Source organism: Rhodococcus sp. ACS1, assembly GCF_002300155.1.
GTDB lineage: Bacteria > Actinomycetota > Actinomycetes > Mycobacteriales > Mycobacteriaceae > Rhodococcus_F > Rhodococcus_F koreensis.
In genome coordinates this window covers 546058-569078 of the sequence record NZ_NSDZ01000005.1, presented here as the reverse complement: position 1 = coordinate 569078, position 23021 = coordinate 546058, and the positions used below count along the sequence as shown (strand labels likewise).

Genomic DNA, 23021 nt, shown 5'->3' with positions numbered 1-23021 from the left:
GATTCTGCCGTTCTCGTGAGAAGGTGCGATGCGCGCGTGAGGCGCACCGGAAACACGAAGGCGGCACCTCGACGCCGTTGTCGAAGTGCCGCCTTCGTGTGGGGCCTGTTGCGTTACAACAGGGTCCACGCTTCGGTGAGGACGCCGCGGAGGATGTTTTCGATTTCGTCGAATTCGGTTTGCCCACAGATCAACGGCGGTGCGAGTTGGATGACCGGGTCGCCGCGGTCGTCGGCCCGGCAGTACAGGCCGGCGTCGAACAGGGCGGTGGAGAGGAACCCGTGCAGGATCCGCTCGGCCTCGGCGTCGCTGAACGACTCCTTCGTGGCCTTGTCCTTGACCAGTTCGATGCCGTAGAAGAACCCCTCCCCGCGCACGTCCCCGACCATCGGCAGATCGGTGAGCTTGTCGAGGGTGGCCCGGAACGCCGGCGCCTGCTCGGCGACGTGCGCGTTGAGGCCCTCGCGTTCGAAGATGTCCAGGTTCGCCAATGCCACCGCCGCGGAGACCGGGTGCCCGCCGAAGGTGTAGCCGTGCGCGAACATCGACGTCCCGTCCGCGAACGGTGCGAACAACCGGTCCGAGGCGATCATCGCCCCGATCGGCGAATACCCCGAGGTCAGGCCCTTGGCGCAGGTGATGATGTCGGGCACGTACCCGAAGTCCTCGCACGCGAACATCGACCCGATCCTCCCGAACGCGCAGATCACCTCGTCCGAGACCAGCAGCACGTCGTACTCGTCGCAGATCTGCCGGACCCGTTCGAAGTAGCCGGGCGGCGGCGGGAAGCAGCCGCCGGCGTTCTGCACCGGTTCGAGGAAGACGGCGGCGACGGTGTCGGGGCCCTCGAATTCGATGGCCTCGGCGATCCGGTCGGCGGCCCAGATCCCGAACGCCTTCGGATCACTGCCGAGGGGGTCGGGGGCGCGGTAGATGTTGGTGTTCGGGACCCGGAACGCGCCGGGGGTCAGCGGTTCGAACGGGGCCTTCAGCGCGGGGATGCCGGTGATCGCCAGCGCCCCCTGGGGGGTGCCGTGGTAGGCGATGGAGCGGGAGATGACCTTGTGTTTGCCGGGTTTGCCGACCTTCTTGAAGTACTGTTTGGCCAGTTTCCAGGCGCTTTCGACGGCCTCGCCGCCGCCGGTGGTGAAGAAGACCCGGTTCAGGTCGCCGGGGGCGTAGCCGGCGAGGCGTTCGGCGAGTTCGATGGCGGGTTCGGTGGCGTAGGACCAGAGTGGGAAGAACGCCAACTGTTCGGCCTGCTTGGCGGCGGCCTCGGCGAGCTCGGCCCGGCCGTGTCCGGCCTGCACGACGAACAGCCCGGACAGTCCGTCGAGGTAACTCTTACCGGTGGAGTCCCAGATCCGGGCGCCGTCGCCGCGGGTGATGATCGGCGGGGTGATGTTGTCCCCGTGCCGGGAGAAATGCCCCCACAGATGGCGGCGGGCGGACGCTTCGAGTCCGGTCGTGGTTCTTTCGGTGACTGCAGTCATCGTAGTCCTCAATTGTGTTTCGGTTCAGTCGAATTCGGACTGGTCCAGCATCAGAGGCCGAATCCGGGCCGATCGCCTCGGCAGGCCGTCGAACGCCGAGGTCCGATCCGGCATGCGTCAATCGTGACGCCTTCTGCCCGCGAATTCAAGTAGCAACTTGATAAATATTGACGCAATGCGCAGGAAATGTTCCGGATTGGTCACTGAATTCGTGGCGTCGGGTAGCCAACACGAGTGCGCTCTTCTACTGTGGGTGAATCTTTTTTCTCGCCCCCGTCTTGGAGTGATCTCATGACCGTCTCGGTCCCTTTTCCGCCGTCCACCTCGCTCGGCCTGCCCACCACCGTGCCCGGCTGCTGGATCTCCGGATCCCCGGCCGAGGGCTCCGGCGACATCCACCGCATCATCGATCCGGCGACGGGCGCCCCGGTCACGGCACTGACCCTCGCGACCGCCCGGGACGTCGACGCCGCCGTCCGGTCGGCGCGTGCCGCCTTCCCCGGCTGGTCGGGTGCCGCCCCGGCCGAGCGCGCAGCAGTTCTCACCACCCTTGCCCGCGCACTCGAGCGCGACGCGGAACTGTTCGCCCGCGAAGAAGTCGCGCAGACCGGCAAGGCAATCCGGCTCGCTCGCGAGTTCGACGTCCCGGGCAGCATCGACAACATCGACTTCTTCGCCGGAGCCTCCCGCAATCTCGAGGGCAAGGCCGCCGCGGAGTACTCCCCCGACCACACGTCGAGCATCCGGCGTGACGCCGTCGGCGTCGTCGGGTCGATCACGCCGTGGAACTATCCGCTGCAGATGGCAGTCTGGAAGGTGATTCCTGCGTTGGCCGCCGGGTGCACGGTCGTGCTCAAACCGAGCGAGCTCACCCCCCTCACGACGCTCCGCCTCGCCCGGCTGGCCACCGAATCCGGGCTCCCCGACGGAGTGTTCAACGTGGTGACGGGCACCGGCGCCGAGGTGGGCGCCGCGCTCGCCGGACACCGCGGAATCGACATGCTGACCTTCACCGGGTCGACCGCCGTGGGCCGCACGGTGATGGCGCAGGCATCGACGAACGGCACCCGCGTGCAGCTCGAGCTGGGCGGCAAGGCCCCGTTCGTCGTGTTCGACGACGCCGATCTCGAGGCGGCAGTGCACGGCGCGGTCGCGGCGTCGCTGATCAACGGCGGCCAGGACTGCACCGCGGCGACCCGCGCAATCGTGGCGGACTCGCTGTACGACGACTTCGTCGCGGGTGTGGCCGAACTGATGGAACGGGTGGTGGTGGGCGATCCCTACGACCCGGACACCGACCTCGGATCGCTGATCACGCTCGCGCATCGCGACCGGGTCGACGGCATGGTGCAGCGCGCCCGCGCCGCCGGCTTCCGGATCGTGACGGGCGGATCCGCCCCCGACCTGCCCGGAGCGTTCTACCTCCCCACCCTGATCGCCGACGTCACCGAGGATGCGGAGGTGTACCGCGACGAGGTGTTCGGACCGGTGCTCACCGTGAGCCGTCATTCGGGCGACGACGACGCGTTCCGCCGCGCCAACGACACCGACTACGGTCTCGCCGCGTCGGCGTGGACGACGAACCTGTACCGCGCGCAGCGCGCATCACGGGAGATCGACGCGGGTTGTGTATGGGTCAACGATCACATCCCGATCATCAGCGAGATGCCGCACGGCGGGGTCGGCGCGTCCGGCTTCGGCAAGGACATGTCGACGTACTCGTTCGAGGAGTACCTGACCGTCAAGCACGTCATGAGCGACATCACCGGAGTGTCGCGGAAAGCGTGGCACCGCACGGTGTTCGGCGCGACGCAGTAGGGCTACTCCTTCGAGGGCGTGCCGTACCGCAGTTTGTGTACCTTGAGGATCGAGATGGTCTCCGTGGTGCGCACGCCCTCGATGGCGCTGACGTGCTGATTGAGGAAGGCCCACAGTTCGGCGTTGTTGGCGCTGCCGACCTCGACGCAGATGTCGCTCCGCCCCAGCAGTGTCGAGACGTACGTGATCTCGGGCATCTCGGTCAGCGTGTCCACGACGTCCTGGTGCCGGGCCGGGTCGACGGTGAGGAACACGAGAGCCAGTTGGGAGTCGCCCAGCCGCTCGGGATCGGCGAACGCGACGATGCGCAGGATGTTCAGGTCCTGCAGACGCTTCACGCGGGCTCGTACCGTCGCCTCGGACGAACCCAGGTTGCGGGCGATTTCCCGGAACGCTCGCCGCCCGTCGTCTTCGAGTTGCCGCAGGATCGCGCGGTCCAGTTCGTCCAGAGTGTGCTGAGACATGCACCGACTCTATCCAGAACGACGAGATCAGTGGCGTTGCGGGCAAGAACAGCTGCATTTCGTTGATGCTAAGCGTCGATTGAGGCGCATTGCGAGGGCAATTTCACCTTGTGCGACGCATTGCGCGGTGTTAGTGTCTTGAATCACATACTTGCGGCGGCCCGTCGGCGTCCACCCCACTCGACTCGAGTCACCGAGGGCCGCATTCTGAATACACACACTGCGCCGACAAGGCCCAGAACTGGAGAATCCCGTGAGCTTGCACGATTCCTTCGCCGACGACCACACCTATGAGAAGAACCTGCGGTGGTGGGACGGCTTCACCATCAGCCTCTCCATCCCGGCCGCACTGTTCGTCGGCATGGGCTACGCAATCGGCCTGATCGGCGCCTGGACGACGCTCGTCCTCCTCGGCGCCGTCGCCGTCCTGGCGTGCCTGCAGAATTTCATCTACTCCGAGATGGCCAGCATGTTCGTCGACAAGGTCGGCGGCATCTCGATGTACGCCCATCAGGGCTGGCGGACCCGCTCGACCCTCGTCGGTCCGCTCGCGACCTACGGCTACTGGTTCTCGTGGTCCAGTTCGCTCGCCATCTACGGCCTCCAGATCGGGAAACTGGTCCAGGCCGAGTGGTTCCCCGAACAGACGTGGACGTTCTCCACGGGCCTTGCCACCATTGGACTACCCCACGTCATCGCACTGGGTGTCCTGTTCATGGGCTGGGGACTGAACGTCCTCGGGATGCGTCCCGCGATGTGGCTGATGTACGCGACCGGTGCCCTCGTCCTCGTCCCGATCGTCGTCTTCGCGGCCGCTCCGCTCCTGTCCGACACCTGGTCGATGAGCAACCTGCACTGGGATATCGCCGCCAGCGGTGAAGCGGGCTGGCGCACCGCCATCGCCTGGATGTTCGTCCTCGCCTGGTCGGTCTACGGCATCGAGGCGGTCGCCTCGTTCGTGCCCGAGTTCCGCGACACCATCCGCGACAGCCGAATTGCGTTGCGACTGGCCGGTTTCTTCGTCATCGCCGTCTACATCCTGGTCCCGTTCGGCGTCGGCGGACTCGTTGATCAGGCGGACGTCGCCGAGAACCCCGTCTCCTTCTACCTGACCGTGTTCGAAAGCCTCCTCCCCGGCGGCGACATCGTGATGGCGATCTGCCTCATCGCCGGCCTCGTTCTCCTGATGGTCATGACCACCGCCGACGGCGGACGCGTGCTCCACGGCAGCGCCCGCGAGGGCCTCACCATCAAGCAACTCGGTGAACTCAACCGTTTCAAGGTCCCGGGGCGGGCCATGTCGCTCGACCTGCTCGTCAACGTCATCCTGATCCTGTTCGTCGGCGAGGCCCTCGCCGTCATCGTCGCAGGCATCGTCGGTTACCTGATCTGCCACATCCTGTCGCTGACCGGCTTCCTCAACCTGCGCCGCGACGAACCGGACGCCCATCGCCCCATCAAGCTCGGCAAGCAGTGGGTGTACATCGCCGGCGTCCTCGTGGTCGTCGACACGATCATGGTCGTCGTCGGCGCTCTCAGCGCCTCCATCACCGGCTACGGCAGCACGAAGGAACTGATCGTCGGGGTCTTCGTCCTGTCCCTGTCGATCGTGCTGTACGCCTACCGGCGCGTCGTCCAGGACGGTCAGCCGTGGGTCTGGAAGGAACCGGCGTCCGCCGTCGAGGCCGATTTCGTGCCCGACGACGACGAGGACGACGCCCCCGCCGCCGACCCGGCGCGCACCGTATAGCTTCGCCTGTGAGTACTTATTAACCGCGGGCGGTTAATAAGTACTCACAGGCGCGAAGCGCATCAGGCCATGGAGCGCACGTGGCGCGCCGCGACCGACAGTGACGCGAGATCGTGGGTGGACGCGGCGTCGATCTCCCCCAGCGTCCGGCGAGCGCGCTCGATTCTCGCCCGATTCGTGCTCTCCCACAGCAGAATCCGGGAGTCCGCTGAATCTCCGGATTCACCCGAGGACAACACGTCGCGGGTCAGGAGCCGGACGGAGCGGTACAGGTCGTCACGCAGCGCGACCCGGGCGAGGGTGTGCCACCGTTCACCCCGCGGAAGCGCCGACACCTTGATCAGCCACCGATCCACACCGAGGTGATCGGAGAGCGCGAAATAGAGCGGCGCCACCTCGGCGACGTCGTGGTCCAGTTCGCGGGCGACGTCGGCGATGTCGAGCAGGCTGAACCGGTAGAGGCCGTCCGCGACCCGTCGGGCGATGGACGTCTCGACGCCCGCCTCGTCGTAGATTCGCCGCGTTTCCTCCATCGCCAGTACCTCGGCGCCGCGGAGCCATCCGGCGACATCGCCGGAATGCGTGTGGACGGCACGCCGGAAGTCGTCGATCTCGGCGTCCACCGACAGCGGTTGGCGTCGGTTGGCGAGGAACCACCGCGACGCCCGGTCGAGCAACCTGCGGGCCTCGACGACCAGCTCGTACTCCGTCGCCGGCGGCAGTTTCGCCGCGGCGATGTCGGACCAGAGTTCCGCAAGCCCGAACACTTCCGACGTGATGACGAACGCGCGCACCACATCCGCGGGGCCGGCCCCCGTCTCTTCGCGCAACCGGTGCGCATAGGTGAGCCCGCCGCGGGCGAAGATATCGTTCACGATCTCGGTGGCGAGGATCTCCTGGCGGAGGGGGTGCGCGTCGACGGGGAGGACGGAGCGCAGTGCAGCCGGGAAGTACGCGCCGAGCCGTCCGGAGAAGTACCCGTCGATGAAGACGGCCGAATCCACCAGTTCCGCTTTGAGATCCAGCTTGGCGTGCGCGAGGAGGGTCGCCAGTTCCGGTGAGGTCAACCCGAGCCCCGCCTCCGACAGTTCGGTGAAGCCGTCGGCGTTCGGCAGCGCCTCCAGTTCGCAGTCCAGGCCGCGCTTGTCGACCAGGTCGCCCACCATCCGTGCGTGCACGTCCACCATCCGGTGGGCGTTCGACCGGGCGTCGCCGAGAACCCGATTCTGTGCGCGATTGTTCGCGAGGACGAGTTCCGACACGTCGTCGGTGAGCGTCCCGAGCAGGTCCGAGCGCCGGGCCGGATCGAGCCGCCGGTCGACCGGCAGCGAGTCGAGCAGGATCTTGATGTTCACCTCGTGGTCCGAGCAGTCCACGCCGGCGGAGTTGTCCAGTGCGTCCGTGTTGACGCGTCCACCCGTGCGGGCGAATTCGATGCGGGCGAGTGCGGTCATGCCGAGGTTCCCGCCCTCGGCGACGGCCCGTGCGCGCAGCCGGCCGGCGTCGATCCGGACGTTGTCGTTCGCCTTGTCCCCCGCGTCCGTGTGCGACTCCGACGAGGCCTTGACGTACGTCCCGACGCCGCCGTTGAACAGCAGATCCACCGGGGCTGCGAGGATGGCGCGGATCATCTCCGGCGGCGTCAACGTCGTCACCGACGGAGCGAGACCGAGCACAGTCCGCATCTGGCTGCTCACCGGAATCGATTTGCTGTCCCGCGACCAGACACCCCCGCCCGCACTGATGAGCGTCCGGTCGTAATCGGCCCACGACGACCTCGGCAGCTCGAACAACCGGCGGCGTTCCTGCCAGGCCTGCTCGTGGCCGGGAGTGGGGTCGACGAAGATGTGCCGGTGGTCGAACGCGGCGACCACGCCGATCCCCGACGTCGCCAGCATGGCGTTGCCGAAGACGTCGCCACTCATGTCGCCGATCCCCGCCACCGTGAAGCTGTCACGATCGACGTCGATTCCGAGTTCGGACAGATGCCGGGTGACGCTCACCCAGGCACCCTTCGCGGTGATGCCCATCTTCTTGTGGTCGTAGCCGACCGAACCACCGGACGCGAACGCGTCACCGAGCCAGAAGTCGTATTTCCGGGCCACCTCGTTGGCGGCGTCGGAGAACGTGGCCGTGCCCTTGTCCGCCGCCACCACCAGGTAGGGGTCGTCGCCGTCGCGGCAGACGACGCCGTCCGGGTGAACCGATTCGGCGGTGTCCGAACGGTTGTCGGTGACGTCGAGCAACCCGGAGATGAACTGCCGGTAGCAGTCCAGGCCGGTGGACGACGGATTGCGCACGACGAAACCGCCCTTGGCGCCTGCGGGCACAATCACGGCGTTCTTCACCGCCTGCGCCTTGACGAGTCCGAGGATCTCGGTGCGATAGTCGTCGGGGCGGTCGGACCAGCGGAGGCCGCCGCGCGAGACGGGTCCGTATCGCAGATGCACACCCTCCATGTCCGGTGAATACACGAAGACCTCGTAGAACGGCCGCGGCCGCGGAAGTTCGTCGATCTCGCCGGAGCGGAACTTCAGCGACAGTTGGGGCCGGGCCGGGCCGAGCGTCCCGTCCCGGTAGAAGTTGGTGCGGGTCGTCGCCGAGACGAGATTCACGTACGCGCGCAGGATCCGGTCGGCGTCGAGGCCCTCGACCTCTTCGAGCAGTGACTCGACCGTGGCTCGGCAGGTTTCGACGTCGCCGGCAGAATGCCCGCGCGGATCGAAGTGCGCGTGGAACAGACCCACGAGCGCAGAGGCGAACTCGGGACGCGACAACAGCACCGCCTCGATCCGGCCCTGGTCGTAGGGCAGAGCGCTCTGCCGCAGGAAGCGCGCGTAGGCGCGCAGGAGCACGACCTCCCGCCAGTCGAGGCCGGCGGCGAGCACCAGCACGTTGAACCGATCCGCCTCCGCCCGGCCCGACCACATCGCCCGAAACGTCTCCACGACGGCCTCGGGCTCGACGGATCCCGCGGCCATCGCGGACGCGACGAGCGGTCCCGCGGACACCCGGAAGTCGTAGAGCCGGCACACCAGTCCGTCGGCGCGGCGGAATACGGACGTCCGCTGGTCGTCGACCGCGAGGTCGAGACTCCCGAGGAGGCGGAGCACCCGCTCGAGCGACACGGTCGAGCCGCCGCTGTAGAGCGTGACCCGGAACTGCGGATTCTCACCGGTTCCGGCGGTGTCGACGTGCAGGTCGAAGGCGTCGGCGGTCAGTCGGTCGAGGATGGCGACGTCGGGAAGCGGTGGCCGATCCCGTTCTTCGACATAGCCTTCCGGCAGGGACAGGGCGATCGTGGACGAAATCGAGCTCATAGATTCTCTCCGTTGAGATCCGGGCGCCGAGTGGTTGTCGTGGAATAGAGAAAGATCCGCCCCGCGGGCGCCATTGACCGCGGGACGGATCGAGTGCCGGGACACGGGTGTGTCGTCGGACGGGGTGTGTCAGGAGTTGCGGTGTGCGTCCGCGATGTCGAGAACCGTGTCGAGGATCGCGAGACCCTCACGGGCCTCGGCCTCGGTGACGGTGCACGGCGGCACCGCGTGAATACGATTGAAGTTGGCGAACGGCAGCAGTCCACTTGCCTTGCAGGCCGCGATCACCTCGTTCATCGCCGGACTGGACGCGCCGTACGGGGCGAGCGGCTCCTTCGTGGCACGGTCGGCGACGAGTTCGATCGCCCAGAACACGCCGAGCCCGCGCACTTCACCGATCGACGGGTGCCGGTCGGCGAGGCCACGCAGTCCGGGACCGAGAATCTCGCTGCCGATCCTGGCCGCGTTCTCGACGATCCGCTCGTCCTCCATCGCATTGATCGTCGCGACCGCGGCGGCGGTGGCGAGCGGATGTCCCGAGTAGGTGAGTCCGCCCGGGTACGGCCGGTTGGCGAACGCCGCCGCGATCTTCTCGCTGATCGCGACACCGCCGAGCGGAACGTAACCGGAGTTGACCCCCTTCGCGAACGTGATCAGGTCGGGTACGACACCGAAATGGTCGATCGCGAACCACTTTCCGGTCCGGCCGAACCCCGACATCACCTCGTCCGCGATGAACACGATGCCGTAGCGGTCGCAGATCTCGCGGACGCCGGCCATGTAACCGGGCGGGGGCACCATGATCCCCGCGGTCCCGGGAACCGATTCGAGCACGATCGCCGCGATCGAGTTCGGCCCCTCGAGGCGGATCAACTGATCGAGGTGCTCGAGCGCGCGCTCGGTTTCCTGCTGCTCGTTCTCCGAGTGGAACTGCGACCGGTACAGGAACGGTCCGTGGAAGTGGACGACTCCGCTGTTGCCGTAGTCGTTGGGCCACCGACGCGGGTCGCCGGTGAGGTTGATCGCGGTGTCCGTGCCACCGTGGTACGAGCGGTAGCGGGACAGCACCTTGTACCGGCCGGTGTGCAGGCGGGCCATGCGCACGGCGTGCTCGTTGGCGTCGGCGCCACCGTTGGTGAAGAACACCTTGTTCAGATCGCCCGGGGTTCGTTCGGCGATCAGCCGCGCGGCTTCGGAGCGGGCGTCGTTCGCATACTGCGGTGCGATGGTGCACAGCTTCGCGGCCTGGTCCTGAATGGCAGCAACGACTTTGGGGTGCTGGTGCCCGATGTTCGTGTTGACCAGCTGGGACGAGAAGTCCAGCATGCGGTTCCCGGCACCGTCCCACACGTACGAACCCTCGGACGCGAGGATCGTCATCGGTGTGATCTGCTCCTGCGCGGACCACGAGTGGAACACGTGCGCGCGGTCGAGCGCGTAGGCGCGCTCGCCCTCGGCACGGGCCGCGTCGAGGGGCTGACCGGTGGGCAGGAGTTCCTGGGAGACTGTCGTCGTCATGACCGTGGGTCCTTTCCTGCTCAGTTGTTCTGGGGGAAGCCGAGGTTGATGCCGCCGTGGCTCGGGTCGAGCCAACGGCTGGTGACGACCTTGCCGCGGGTGAAGAAGTGGACACCTTCGGCGCCGTGCGCGTGGGTGTCGCCGAACAGCGAGTTCTTCCAGCCACCGAAGGAGTAGTACGCGGTCGGGACCGGAATCGGCACGTTGATTCCGACCATCCCGACCTCGACCTCGTTCTGGAACCGCCGGGCGGCGCCGCCGTCGTTGGTGAAGATCGCGGTGCCGTTGCCGAACGGGCCGGAGTTGATGAGTTCCAGCGCCTCGTCGTAGCTCTCGACGCGGATCACGGACAGGACGGGTCCGAAGATCTCGTCGGTGTACACGGACATGTCGGTGGTGACGTGGTCGATCAGCGTAGGGCCGAGCCAGAACCCGTCCTCGGCACCGTCGGCCTGCACCTGCCGGCCGTCGACGACGATGGTGGCCCCGGCGGCCTCCCCGGCGTCGATGTAGGACGCGACCTTGTCGCGATGCACCTTCGTCACCAGCGGTCCCATGTCGGAATCTTTGGTGCCGTCGCCGATCTTCAACGTGTTGGTGCGTTCGGTGATCTTCGCGACCAACTCGTCGGCGATGTCCCCGACCGCGACCAGCGCCGAGATCGCCATGCACCGTTCACCGGCGGACCCGAACCCGGCGTTGACCATGGCGTCGGCGGCCAGATCCAGGTCGGCGTCCGGCAGGACGATGGCGTGGTTCTTCGCCCCACCCAATGCCTGAATTCGCTTGCCGTGGGCGGTGCCGGTGGCATACACGTACTGCGCGATCGGGGTAGACCCCACGAAGCTGATCGCCTTGACGGCCGGGTTGGTGAGGAGCTCGTCGACGGACGTCTTGTCGCCCTGCAGCACGTTGAACACCCCGGCGGGCAGGCCGGCCTCGGCCCACAGGTCGGCCATCCAGATCGCGGCGGTCGGGTCCTTCTCCGACGGCTTCAACACCACCGTATTGCCGGCGGCGATCGCGACGGGGAAGAACCACATCGGGACCATGGCGGGGAAGTTGAAGGGGGAGATGATCGCGACCGGTCCGACGGGCTGACGGATCGAATGCACATCCACATTCGTCGACGCGTTCTCCGTCATGCCGCCCTTGAGCAGATGCGCAATGCCACACGCGAATTCGACGACCTCCTGGCCGCGGCTCACCTCACCGAGGGCGTCGGAGACGACCTTGCCGTGCTCGGAGGTGATGATCTCGGCCAACTCGCCCTTGCGCTCGTTGAGCAGTTCCCGGAACTTGAAGATGATCTGCGTCCGCTTGGCCAGCGAGGTGTCACGCCACGCCGGGAAGGCGGCGGCGGCCGAGTCGATGACCGCGCGGGCGTCCTCGACGCTGGCGAGGGCGACCTGCCCGGTCACGGCGCCGGTCGCCGGGTTGGTGACGGGGGCGGTGTTCCCGCTGGTGCCCGCGAAGCTCTTGTTGTCGAACCAGTGCGAGATCGTTCGGGTCTGCGCGGCGCCGTCGCTGTGTGTCATGAAATGGGTGTCCTAACCGGGAGAGAGCGGATACCGGGGCGATCCGCACGGATCGCGTGATGCCTCCACTCTGGTCCGTGAACCAGCCCCCAGACCCCGACGATCTGTATAACAATCCGCCTTCTGATTTACACTGCGTAAATGCTGCCCACCATCGTCGACATCCTGGCGCTCCCGGTCGTCCAGGCCGGGACGCCCGAGGTGATCGGCGGCGGAACACTCGACAGGCCGGTGCGATGGGTGCACGTCAGCGATCTACCCGACCTGTCGAACCTCCTCCAGGGCGGCGAACTCGTCCTCACCACCGGGCAACCCCTCGCCGACGACTCGTCGAGCGTGGAATACCTGGAAGGGCTGGCCGCGGCGGGCGCAGCCGGACTCGTCGTCGAACTCGGCGTCCACGTCGACACCGTCCCGGACGGGGTGGCACGCGCCGCCGACAGACTGTCGTTCCCCGTGATCGCGCTGCACCGTCAGATCAAGTTCGTCGAGGTCACGGAGGCGGTGCACCGGTCGATCGTCGCAGAGCAGTACGACGAGGTCGCGTTCGCACGGCACGCCCACGAGGTCTTCACCGACCTCAGCATGAAGCGGGCGTCGCTCGGCGAGATCGTCGACGCCGCGGCCGGCATGCTCGGCGCCCCGATCGTGCTCGAAGACCTCAACCGGCAGGTGCTGGCGTTCGCGGCGCAGGGCACCGCGACGGCGGACCTCCTCGCCGAGTGGGAACGCCGGTCGCGGCTCACGCCCGTGTCGCAGCAGACCGCGGTGGACGGGCCCGAGTCGTGGACGACGACGCCCGTCGGCGCACATCGGCAGGAATGGGGACGACTCGTCGCCCCCCGCCCCGTCGCCGCGGAAGGTCGTGCGCGGATGACCCTCGAACGCGCGGCCCAGGCGCTCGCACTGCACCGCATGGTCGAGCAGGACCGGACCGCACTCGAGCAGCAGGCCCAGAGTGGGCTCATCGACGAACTCCGCCGCGGACGCATCCAGGACGAGGCCGAGGCGACCGCACGCGCCCACGCACTCGGTCTCCGGCCGGCACTGACCTACCTGCCGATGACGGTCCGGGTCGGCGAAACCGCCAGCGCCGACCAGGTTCTGGCACAGCGACGCCGGATCACCATGCTCGACGCCGTGCGTCACGCGGTCCGGACGTCGCGGCAGACGGCACTGACCGCGAACACCCGGGCCGGGCAGATCGACCTGCTCCTGTCCCATCCGCCGGCGTCCGCACGCGGCGCGCTGACCGAACTCTGCGGGGCGATCCGCGCCGCACTCGCCCGGCTCGACGGCGTCCTGCACTGCACGATCGGCGTCGGCCCCGAATCGACCCGGCTGCTGGACGCCGCGGGCGGCCTCACGGAATCCGCGCACATCGCCGACGTCGCGCTGTCGTTGCCACCGGACGACAAGGCTTTTCACCGGGCAGCCGACATCCGGTTGCGCGGGCTCCTCGCCCTCATCCGGACCGATCCGCGGGTGCAGGCGTTCGCCGAAACCGAACTCCGCGGCCTGCTGGAGCATCGCGCGCGCCACGGCGGCGACAGCGTCGAAGTCCTGCGGAGCTTCCTCGAACTCGGCGGCAACAAGACGGAACTCGCGAAGAGGCTCCACCTCTCGCGCCCCACGCTCTACGCGAAGCTGGCCACGATCGAGCGACTGCTCGGTGTCGACCTCGACGACGCCGAGTCCCGGACGTCGCTGCACACGGCCATGCTGATCCTGCAGCTCCGCCGCCCGTGAGTACTTATTAACGTCGGGCGGTTAATAAGTACTCACGGGGCGAAGCCACTCTCGAACATCGTTCGACGAGAACCGGCTCAGGGTGCCGACATCCGAATAGTCGCGATCCGGAACCCCGATGTTGAGAATTATCTTCAGAACTGTTGGCATGAATGATCGCTTTCTTCACTATTGGCACCTACCAATCGAATTTCCAACAGCACGGAGTTCTCATGAAGATCGGCATCCCCCGCGAAATCAAGAACCACGAATACCGCGTGGCCATCACCCCCGCCGGTGTCCACGAACTTGTCGGCCGCGGCCACGAGGTGATCATCGAAACCGGGGCCGGCGTCGGCTCGTCCTTCGCCGACGCAGACTTCAAAGCCGCAGGCGCCCAGATCCTCTCGACCGCCGACCAGGTCTGGGAGAGTGCCGACCTGCTGCTGAAGGTCAAGGAACCCATTGCCGAGGAATACCCCCGCCTCCGCCAGGACCAGGTGCTGTTCACCTACCTGCACCTCGCCGCATCCAAGGAGTGCACCGACGCCCTGCTGGCGTCGAAGACCACCTCCGTCGCCTACGAAACCGTCACCGGCGCCGACGGCTCCCTGCCGCTGCTCGCCCCGATGAGCGAGGTCGCCGGACGCCTCGCCCCGCAGGCCGGCGCCTACCACCTGATGCGCCAGGGCGGTGGCCGCGGCGTCCTGATGGGCGGTGTCCCAGGGGTGCGCCCGGCCAAGGTCGTCGTCATCGGCGCCGGCGTCTCCGGCAAGAACGCCATCGCCATCGCACACGGCATGCACGCCGACGTCACCGTCCTCGACCTGTCCATCGCCCGGCTGCGGGAAATCGACGCCCAGTACCACGGCCAGGTCAAGACCATCGTCTCCAACAGTCTCGAACTCGAGCAGGCCGTCCTCGACGCCGACCTGGTCATCGGCGCCGTCCTCGTCCCCGGCGCCAAGGCCCCCACCCTCGTCTCCAATAACCTGGTCTCCCGGATGAAGCCCGGCTCCGTGCTCGTCGACATCGCCATCGACCAGGGCGGCTGCTTCGCCGACTCCCACCCCACCACGCACGCCGAACCCACCTACCAGGTCCACGACTCGGTGTTCTACTGCGTCGCCAACATGCCCGGCGCCGTCCCCCGCACCTCCACCTACGCCCTCACCAACGCCACCCTGCCGTACGTCGTCGCGCTCGCCGACAAGGGCTGGCAGGAAGCGACCGCGACCGTCCCCGGCCTCGCCGAGGGACTGTCCACCCACGACGGCAAGCTGCTGTCCACCGAAGTCGCTGCCGCGCACGGCTACCCGGTCGCGACACTGCCCGCCTGAAACACTGCCCGCCTGAAACACTGCCCGCCTGAAGCTACTGCCCGCCTGAGCAGGCTAGGCGCCGAGTCCGAACGCGACGAGGAACCCGAGCGCGGTGGACAACCCGACCCACCACCCACCTTCCCGGTAGGCCTCGGGCATCAGCGAGTCCGCGAGCACGGCGATGGTCGCGCCACCGGCGAACGCCTGGATGGTCGCGATGGTGCCGTCGGAGATGGTGTCGGACACGGCATCGGCACCGATCACCACCAGCAGGACGGCGGTCGCCACCCACACCGACAGGGCGCGGCCGCGGCTGAAGTGCGGCTGGGACCGCATGGACGCCGCGCCCGCGACCGCCTCGGGCACGTTTCCGACCGCGACGGCGACGAGCAGCACCACCCCGCCTGCGCTGCTGATCGTCACCCCGAGGGCGGTGTTCTCGGGGATGCCATCGAGCAGCGCACCGAGCATCAACGCCCAGCCGAGAGCGGCGGCACCGAGTTTCTGCTCGATGAGCCGGTCTGCGACCACGTAGACGAGTGCCCCCGTGAACAGGGCCGCGCCTGCCGTCCAGATCCCTTCGGTCTCGAACGCGGGCTGGAACAATTCGGTGGACACGGCGGCCACCATCGTTCCCGCACCGAACGCCATGAGTGCCGCGAGGACCGGCCGCGGCAGGTCGTAGCGCAGCCCGACGACGGCACCGATCAGCAAGGGTACGGCCGTGCCGAGGCCGTACAGAGTCGCGGTCAACATGGTCGAGAGCGTATCCAGACGACGCCGGGATGCGGGACAATCGGACGATGGCTTGGCTCGAGGTCGTGCGCACCGGACCGTTCACCACCGTGCAGGATCGCGGCCGCCCCGGCTATGCGTCCATCGGTGTCGGCGAGTCGGGTGCCGCCGACCGCGAGGCGCACGACAGCGCAAACAGGTTGGTGGGCAACCACTCCGGCGCAGCCACACTGGAGGTCACGCTCGGCGGGCTGGCCGTGCGGGCGACCGGGACCGTCTCCGTCGCCGTCACGGGCGCCCGCAACCCCGTCACCGTCAATTCCGAACCCCGACCCGACTACACGATGCTCCACCTGAACACGGGAGATCTACTGGAGATCGCGTTCGCGACCGAGGGGCTGCGCAGTTACGTCGCGGTGCGGGGAGGGTTCGACGTACCCGCGGTGATGGGGAGCCGGTCCACCGACACACTGTCGGGCCTCGGCCCCGATCCCGTCGCCGAGGGTGACCGGTTGCTCGTGGGTGCGGATGCCGGCGACTGGCCCGCGGACGAGATCATCCCGCCACCGGTCACCCCCGAGGATCCGCTGACGATGCGTGTCCGCCTCGGACCGCGGGACGACTGGTTCACGCCCGCGTCGGTCGACGCCCTTCTCCGCGAGACGTGGACGGTCAGTTCCGACACCAACCGGGTGGGGGCGCGATTCGAGGGCCCGGGAGCGCTGCACCGATCCGTGCGTGACGAGATGCCGAGCGAGGCGATGGTGGCGGGTGCCCTGCAGGTGCCCCCGAACGGTCAGCCGATCCTGTTCCTCGCCGACCATCCGGTGACGGGCGGCTACCCGGTGATCGCCGTGGTCGCCGAGGCTGACCTGCCGATGGCCGCGCAGTTGCGACCCGGGCACCGGGTGCGCTTCCACCGGGTGGTGACGTCGCCGATCCCGAAGTGATCGGGGCGGAAATCTAACTCCGGCGGCGCCGGGCGATGTCGGCGAGCACAACACCCGCGGCGACGGACGCGTTGAGCGATTCGACGGGGCCTGCCATCGGGATGCTGAGGATGGCGTCGCAGTTCTCGCGCACCAGACGCGACAGTCCCTTGCCCTCGGAGCCGACCACGACGACCACCGGGCCGCTGCCGTCGAACTCGTCGAGCGTGGTGTCGCCACCCGCGTCGAGCCCGACCACCTGGACGCCCTTGGACGCCCAATCCTTCAGCGTGCGAGTGAGATTGGTGGCGCGGGCGATGGGCAGACGCGCGGCGGCGCCGGCGCTCGTGCGCCACGCCACCGCGGTGACCGACGCACTGCGCCGCTCGGGGATGACCACACCGTGACCACCGAACGCAGCCACCGACCGGACGACGGCACCGAGATTGCGGGGGTCGGTGATGTTGTCGAGGGCCACCAGCAGCGGCGCCTCCTGGTGCTTGCGGGCTTCCGCGATCAGGTCGTCGGGGTGCGCGTAGCGGTACGGCGGCACCTGCAACGCGATGCCCTGGTGCATGCCGTTGGCGCTGAGCCGGTCGAGATCCGTGCGGGGAACCTCGAGGATGGAGATGCCCGCGTCGGCCGCCCGCTGGACGGATTCCTTCAGACGGTCGTCGCTCTCGGTCCCGACCGCGACGTACAGTGCGGTCGCGGGGACACCGGCACGCAGGCATTCGACGACGGGGTTGCGGCCCAGCACGTTCTCGGGGCCGTCGAGCACCTTGCGACCCGCGGTCTGACGACCGCGGCCCGGCTGCTTCTCGGCGTCCCGGGCGGCGCGGGCGGCCCGCTTCGCGGCGGGGTGCTTGGTGCGGGCCTCCGCGGGCGGCGTGGCGCCACGGCCTTCCAGCCCCTTGCGACGCTGGCCACCGGAACCGGCGACCTGGCCCTTCTTGGTGCCGGCCTTGCGGATGGCTCCGCGCCTACTCGAATTTCCAGCCATTACTACTGTCCTGCCTTGAGAGACCACTCGGGCCCGTTGGGGGTATCGGTGACCTCGATGCCCGCCCGGATGAGACGGTCACGCACCTCGTCGGCCACAGCCCAGTTCTTCTCGGCGCGGGCAGTCTGCCTGCGCTCGAGTTCGGCCCGGACCAGAACGTCCAGGGCATCGGTTGCCGCGGACGCGTCCGCGGTCTCCTGAGTCCAGTGCGCGTCCAGCGGGTCGACGCCGAGGATTCCGAGCATGGCCCGGACCTGCGACGCGATTGCGCGCGCGCCCTCGAGATCTCCCCCGTCGAGCGCGATGTTGCCCTCGCGGACCTTGCCGTGCACCTCGGCGAGTGCGGCGGGGACGGCGAGGTCGTCGTCGAGCGCGCGTGCGAACGCGTCCGTCCACCGGCCGACCGCGACCTCACCGGCGCGCTCCTGCGTGCGCGTGACGAACGATTCGATGCGGCGGTACGCGGCCGCGCCCTCGTCGAGCGCGGTGTCGGAGTACTCGAGCATCGACCGGTAGTGGGCACTGCCGAGATAGTACCGAAGCTCTTGCGGCCGAACCTTTTTCAGCACGTTCGGCACGGAGAGAACGTTGCCGAGCGACTTCGACATCTTCTCGCCACCCATGGTGACCCAGCCGTTGTGCAGCCAGTACTGCGCGAAGTCGTCGCCGGAGCACTTGGCCTGCGCGATCTCGTTCTCGTGGTGCGGGAACACCAGGTCCAGGCCACCGCAATGGATGTCGAACGCCGCCCCGAGATAGAACTCGGCCATCGCGGAGCACTCGAGGTGCCAGCCCGGCCTGCCACGGCCCCACGGCGTCGGCCACGACGGCTCGCCCGGCTTCTCCGCCTTCCACAGCGTGAAGTCGCGGGGGTCGCGTTTGCATTCGCCGGCGCTCTCGCCCTGGTGCACGTCGTCCAGTTTGTGCCCGGACAGGCTGCCGTACTGCGGGTAGCTACGGACGTCGAAGTAGACGTCGCCGCCCGCCGCGTACGCGTGGCCGTTGTCGATGAGGCGCTGCATCATCTCGACCATCTGCGTGATGTGCCCGGTGGCGCGCGGCTCGACGGACGGCGGCAGCACACCCAGTTGCTGGTAGGCCCACGTGAAGGACCGCTCGAACGTGGCGGCCCACTCCCACCACGGCCTGCCCGCCTCGGCGGCCTTGTTCAGGATCTTGTCTTCGATGTCCGTGACATTGCGGACGAACGCCACGTCGTAGTCGTGGGCGAGCAGCCAGCGTCGCAGCACGTCGAAGGCGACGCCGCTGCGTACGTGACCGATGTGGGGGTCGCCCTGCACCGTGGCGCCACACAGGTACACCGATGCGTGTCCAGGGGCCAGCGGAGCGAAGTCACGCAAGGCCCGCGTCTCGGTGTCGAATAGGCGCAGGGTCACGACCAGCGATCCTACCTGGCGCTTCGATCGGGAATGACCAATGCGGTGGCCATCGCGGCGATCCCCTCGCCGCGGCCGGTGAGACCAAGCCCGTCCGTGGTGGTCGCGGACACCGAAACCGGGGCTCCCAGAATGTCGCTGAGCACCTTCTGGGCCTCGTTCCGGCGCGGGCCGATCTTCGGCCGGTTCCCGATCACCTGGACCGCGGCGTTGGCGACACCGAAATCGTCCTCTTCCAGGAGCCGGCGGACCTCCGCGAGCATCGCGGCGCCGCTCACCCCGGACCACTCGGGTCTGCCGGTTCCGAAGACGGAGCCGAGATCGCCGAGGCCGGCGGCGGAGAGCAGGGCGTCGCAGAGTGCGTGGACGGCGACGTCGCCGTCGGAGTGACCCGCGCAGCCGTTCTCGTCCTCGAACAGCAGGCCCGCCATCCAGCACGGCCGTCCCTGCTCGATCGGGTGGACGTCCGTCCCGATTCCGACTCGCACTAGTGCGCTCCCTCTTCCACGAGCGCGCGGGCCAGGACGAGGTCCAGCGGCGTGGTGATCTTGAATGCTGTGGGTTCTCCGACGATGCTGCGGACCCGTTCCCCGAGCCGCTCCACCAGGCCGGCGTCGTCCGTGGCGATGCCGTCGGCGGCGGCGTACGCGCGGCGGAGCAGTTCCGCGGTGAAACCCTGCGGCGTCTGCACCGCCCGCAGTTCGGACCGTTCGGGGGTGCCGGTGACCGCGCCGAGAACGTCGACGGTCTTGATGGTGTCCGCCACCGGGAGGACGGGAATCACCGCGGTGCGGCCACACCGCAGCTCCGCGACCACCCGCGCGATGAGCGACGGCGGCGTCAGAGCGCGGGCGGCGTCGTGCACGAGGACATATTCGGCGTCGTCCGCGACGGCGAGTCCGGCGCGAACCGAATCGGTCCGCTCACTCCCACCGGCGACGACGGTGACGTCACCGGGGAGGAGGCTGCGCGTCGACTCGACGAGTTCCTCCGGGACGATCACGACGACGCGGTCGACAGCCCCCGACTGCAGGAGCCCGTCGACCGCGCGTGTCAGCATGGTCGTCCCCCCGAGATCAACGAATGCCTTGGGCTTGTTCTCACCCAAACGCACTCCCTGACCTGCGGCGGGAACCAGCGCGACTACAGGACCTTGTCCCTCGGCCACTGTGTGTATCGCGACTGTCTAGGACGCGGCCGCGAGGACCTCGTCGAGGATGGTCTCGGCCTTGTCGCTGTCGGTGCCTTCGGCGAGTGCGAGTTCGCCGACGAGGATCTGCCGCGCCTTCGCGAGCATGCGCTTCTCTCCCGCGGACAGACCGCGGTCCTGCTCACGACGCCACAGGTCACGAACGACCTCGGCGACCTTGTTGACGTCACCGGACGCGAGCTTTTCGAGATTCGCCTTGTAGCGGCGTGACCAGTTGGTGGGTTCTTCGGTGTGCGGAGCCCGCAGTACCTGGAAGACCTTGTCGAGACCTTCCTGGCCGACGACGTCGCGTACGCCCACGTACTCTGCGTTGTCTGCGGGAACCCGTACGGTGAGATCGCCCTGAGCAACCTTGAGAACGAGATATTCCTTCTGCTCACCCTTGATGGTGCGGGTTTCAATAGCTTCGATCAGCGCCGCACCGTGATGGGGGTATACGACGGTGTCTCCGACCTTAAAAATCATCTGTCCCGTGCCCCTTTCGATCATTCGAGTTTAACACGTGTCCGGATCCTGGTCGCATCAACGGTGCAGGTCAGGGGCATCATGGCCTGACCCTAGGGGTTGACAGGGGTCCCGATACGTGCATTCCGGACACCCCGATCCGGCCGTTCTCCGGCACCGAAACCGCACGCAGACAACCATTGTGAGTACCCAGCGAGCAGGCCACGCGGGGGAACTACTACTCTGCCTAGTTGAAGTGCGAACCTGACACCGGAGGACAACTCGTGACTGCTCTCGACAAGTCGACTCGCCGAGTCGCTACCGCCGTCGCTCTCGCTGCCGGCGCAGCCCTCGTGCTGTCCGCGTGCAGTGCGGGCCAGATCACTCAGACGTCGAGTCAGGTCGCCGCGGTCAACGGCAACAGCGCGGAGGCCGGATCGATCGCCCTGCGCAACGTGCACGTCGTCTACCCCAACTCCGCCGAGTACAGCCTCGAGCCGGGGAGCAACGCCGTCCTGGCGTTCACCGCGATCAACAACAACGAGGACACCCCGGACACGCTGACCCGCATCAGCACCGACTTCGCGCAGTCCGTCACGCTCGGCGAGAAGTCCGGCGGACTCGAGATTCCGCCGCAGAGCGCGCTCGTCGCCGGCCTGCCGGTCGGGGACGCCGAAGCCGGCGCGGACGCCGCCGCCGAGACGGACAAGAGCGCCGACGCGCCGACCGACGTCGTCCTGGTGACTCTGAACAGCCTGAAGGAAGGCGTCCGCCCGGGCCTCACCTTCCCCGTCACGTTCTCGTTCGAGAAGGCCGGAGACATCACCGTGTCCGTTCCCGTCGACGCGGGCCACGAGACCGAGCGGCACGTCTCCGACAAGTCGCCCGGCACCGAAGCCGAGGGCGGCGGACACTAGCAGCCGTATCGGGTCCGCTGTCGGACCCGATACCTAGGCTGGCCGGGTGGCCAAACTCAAATCCAGCTTCCGCTGCTCGTCGTGCCAGTGCACGGTTCCCAAATGGGTCGGGCGGTGCCCCGAATGCGGTAGCTGGGGCTCGATGGACGAGGCCCCGATCGTCGCAGCCGTCGCGAGCCGCTCCGGCGCCTCGCTCGCGAAAGCGGGAGCCGGAGCGGTCCTTCCGTCCACCCCGGCCACTCCGATCACGCGGATCGACAGCACGTCCACCCGCGCCAAGCCCACCGGCATCGACGAACTCGACCGTGTTCTCGGCGGCGGTGTGGTGCCCGGTTCCGTCGTTCTCCTCGCAGGCGAACCCGGCGTCGGCAAGTCGACCCTGCTCCTCGAGGTGGTCCACCAGTGGGCCCGGCGAGGCCCGGACGACCGGTCGCTCTACGTCACCGGCGAGGAATCCGCCGGGCAGGTGCGACTGCGGGCCGACCGCACCGGCGCCGTCCACGAGCGGGTCTATCTCGCCGCCGAATCCGATCTCGCGACCATCCTCGGTCACGTCGAGCAGGTGCGTCCCACCCTGCTGATCGTCGACTCCGTGCAGACCATGCTGGCCGCCGACGTCGACGGCGTGGTCGGCGGCGTCACCCAGGTGAAGGCCGTCACCAGCGCCCTCACCTCCCTCGCGAAGGCCAGCGGCGTGCCGGTGCTCCTCATCGGCCACGTCACCAAGGACGGTGCGGTCGCCGGTCCGCGGTCGCTCGAGCATCTCGTCGACGTGGTGCTGCACTTCGAGGGCGACAAGCATTCGACGCTGCGGATGGTGCGCGGCGTCAAGAACCGTTTCGGTGCCGCCGACGAGGTCGGTTGCTTCGAACTGCGCGAAGACGGCATCGCCGGAATCAGCGACCCGTCCGGACTGTTCCTCCACCACCGCGCCGAAGCCGTTCCCGGAACCGCCGTCACCGTCATGATGGACGGCAAACGGCCACTCCTCGGTGAGGTGCAGGCACTCGTCGCGGCCACGTCCATGCCCGCACCCCGGCGCGCCGTGAGCGGACTCGACAGCGCCCGGGTGGCCATGGTCCTGGCCGTGCTCGACCGCCGGTGCGGGGTGCCGATCGCGAAGAACGACGTCTACGCCGCCACCGTCGGCGGGATGCGTATGACCGAGCCGTCCGCTGACCTGGCGCTGGCCCTCGCCGTCGCGTCCGCGGTGAAGGACCGTCCCGTTCCCGACGGGCTCGTGATCCTCGGCGAAGTGGGACTGGCCGGTGAGGTTCGCCGGGTGCCCGGCGTCGGGCGCAGGCTCGCCGAGGCGCACCGCCTCGGGTTCACCCGCGCGATCGTTCCCCTCGACTCCGGGGCGGCACCGAAGGGTATGAAGGTCACCGAGGTCGGGAACCTGGGAGCAGCGATCGCGTCGCTGCGGTGAGATTGC

At 68.1% G+C, this 23021-nt stretch carries 18 protein-coding genes; 7 read left to right on the top strand and 11 right to left on the bottom strand.

Going from position 1 to position 23021, the window contains the following annotated elements:
- Positions 1–113 precede the first annotated feature (113 nt).
- Positions 114–1493, bottom strand: coding sequence for an aspartate aminotransferase family protein (locus tag CJ179_RS23365; RefSeq protein WP_095863024.1), 1380 nt, complete (start codon positions 1491–1493; stop codon positions 114–116).
- Between the two features lie 291 nt (positions 1494–1784).
- On the opposite strand from CJ179_RS23365, the gene CJ179_RS23360 reads away from it, so the two are divergent.
- The gene (locus CJ179_RS23360; RefSeq protein ID WP_179377632.1) at positions 1785–3311 is read left to right on the top strand and encodes a gamma-aminobutyraldehyde dehydrogenase; all 1527 of its coding nucleotides are present in this window, start codon (positions 1785–1787) and stop codon (positions 3309–3311) included.
- Positions 3312–3313: 2 nt separating this feature from the next.
- Here the strand turns inward: CJ179_RS23360 and CJ179_RS23355 are convergent, their stop codons facing one another.
- On the bottom strand, positions 3314–3775 hold the full coding sequence (locus CJ179_RS23355; protein WP_072939510.1) for an Lrp/AsnC family transcriptional regulator: 462 nt from the start codon (positions 3773–3775) through the stop codon (positions 3314–3316).
- 253 nt (positions 3776–4028) lie between these two features.
- Here CJ179_RS23355 and CJ179_RS23350 point away from each other — a divergent pair, with 253 nt between their 5' ends.
- Entirely contained in the window at positions 4029–5525 is a 1497-nt protein-coding gene (locus CJ179_RS23350; protein ID WP_072939513.1) for an APC family permease, read from the top strand.
- Positions 5526–5587: 62 nt separating this feature from the next.
- Here the strand turns inward: CJ179_RS23350 and CJ179_RS23345 are convergent, their stop codons facing one another.
- The 3 genes from CJ179_RS23345 to CJ179_RS23335 all read right to left on the bottom strand — a co-directional run bounded on the left by CJ179_RS23345 (position 5588) and on the right by CJ179_RS23335 (position 11901).
- Positions 5588–8845 carry an NAD-glutamate dehydrogenase domain-containing protein gene (locus CJ179_RS23345; RefSeq protein WP_095863023.1) on the bottom strand — a complete coding sequence of 1086 codons (3258 nt, stop codon included), beginning with the start codon at positions 8843–8845 and terminating at the stop codon, positions 5588–5590.
- Between the two features lie 129 nt (positions 8846–8974).
- Positions 8975–10363 (bottom strand): aspartate aminotransferase family protein, encoded by a 1389-nt coding sequence (locus CJ179_RS23340; protein ID WP_095863022.1) that lies wholly within the window; start codon positions 10361–10363, stop codon positions 8975–8977.
- Positions 10364–10383: 20 nt separating this feature from the next.
- Positions 10384–11901 carry a CoA-acylating methylmalonate-semialdehyde dehydrogenase gene (locus tag CJ179_RS23335; RefSeq protein WP_095863021.1) on the bottom strand — a complete coding sequence of 506 codons (1518 nt, stop codon included), beginning with the start codon at positions 11899–11901 and terminating at the stop codon, positions 10384–10386.
- A gap of 141 nt (positions 11902–12042) precedes the next feature.
- Here CJ179_RS23335 and CJ179_RS23330 point away from each other — a divergent pair, with 141 nt between their 5' ends.
- Complete coding sequence (locus tag CJ179_RS23330; RefSeq protein WP_095863020.1) at positions 12043–13650, top strand: PucR family transcriptional regulator ligand-binding domain-containing protein; 1608 nt, start codon at positions 12043–12045, stop codon at positions 13648–13650.
- Positions 13651–13862: 212 nt separating this feature from the next.
- Positions 13863–14969, top strand: coding sequence for an alanine dehydrogenase (ald, locus tag CJ179_RS23325; RefSeq protein WP_095863019.1), 1107 nt, complete (start codon positions 13863–13865; stop codon positions 14967–14969).
- Between the two features lie 54 nt (positions 14970–15023).
- Here the strand turns inward: ald and CJ179_RS23320 are convergent, their stop codons facing one another.
- Positions 15024–15707: a ZIP family metal transporter gene (locus CJ179_RS23320; RefSeq protein WP_095863018.1), complete on the bottom strand. Its 684-nt coding sequence runs from the start codon at positions 15705–15707 to the stop codon at positions 15024–15026.
- Between the two features lie 47 nt (positions 15708–15754).
- Between CJ179_RS23320 and CJ179_RS23315 the strand changes: the two genes are divergently transcribed.
- Positions 15755–16636 (top strand): biotin-dependent carboxyltransferase family protein, encoded by an 882-nt coding sequence (locus CJ179_RS23315; RefSeq protein ID WP_072947415.1) that lies wholly within the window; start codon positions 15755–15757, stop codon positions 16634–16636.
- Positions 16637–16649: 13 nt separating this feature from the next.
- Here the strand turns inward: CJ179_RS23315 and rlmB are convergent, their stop codons facing one another.
- Genes rlmB through carD form a run of 5 tightly spaced genes read right to left on the bottom strand, consistent with a single transcriptional unit; the run spans position 16650 to position 20690 of the window.
- Positions 16650–17618, bottom strand: a complete 969-nt coding sequence (gene rlmB / locus CJ179_RS23310; RefSeq protein WP_072947412.1) for a 23S rRNA (guanosine(2251)-2'-O)-methyltransferase RlmB — start codon at positions 17616–17618, stop codon at positions 16650–16652.
- Between the two features lie 2 nt (positions 17619–17620).
- Positions 17621–19015 carry a cysteine--tRNA ligase gene (cysS, locus tag CJ179_RS23305; protein ID WP_072947411.1) on the bottom strand — a complete coding sequence of 465 codons (1395 nt, stop codon included), beginning with the start codon at positions 19013–19015 and terminating at the stop codon, positions 17621–17623.
- 11 nt (positions 19016–19026) lie between these two features.
- Positions 19027–19503: a 2-C-methyl-D-erythritol 2,4-cyclodiphosphate synthase gene (gene ispF, locus CJ179_RS23300; protein ID WP_005244898.1), complete on the bottom strand. Its 477-nt coding sequence runs from the start codon at positions 19501–19503 to the stop codon at positions 19027–19029.
- Positions 19503–20183 carry a 2-C-methyl-D-erythritol 4-phosphate cytidylyltransferase gene (gene ispD, locus CJ179_RS23295; RefSeq protein ID WP_072947410.1) on the bottom strand — a complete coding sequence of 227 codons (681 nt, stop codon included), beginning with the start codon at positions 20181–20183 and terminating at the stop codon, positions 19503–19505. Before ispD ends, ispF begins: the two co-directional genes overlap by 1 nt.
- A gap of 18 nt (positions 20184–20201) precedes the next feature.
- Positions 20202–20690, bottom strand: coding sequence for an RNA polymerase-binding transcription factor CarD (carD, locus tag CJ179_RS23290; RefSeq protein ID WP_005262216.1), 489 nt, complete (start codon positions 20688–20690; stop codon positions 20202–20204).
- Between the two features lie 263 nt (positions 20691–20953).
- On the opposite strand from carD, the gene CJ179_RS23285 reads away from it, so the two are divergent.
- Both CJ179_RS23285 and radA read left to right on the top strand, forming a co-directional pair.
- Positions 20954–21586 (top strand): hypothetical protein, encoded by a 633-nt coding sequence (locus CJ179_RS23285; RefSeq protein WP_095863017.1) that lies wholly within the window; start codon positions 20954–20956, stop codon positions 21584–21586.
- Between the two features lie 46 nt (positions 21587–21632).
- Positions 21633–23015 (top strand): DNA repair protein RadA, encoded by a 1383-nt coding sequence (gene radA / locus CJ179_RS23280; protein WP_072947408.1) that lies wholly within the window; start codon positions 21633–21635, stop codon positions 23013–23015.
- The last annotated feature ends 6 nt before the right edge of the window (positions 23016–23021 follow it).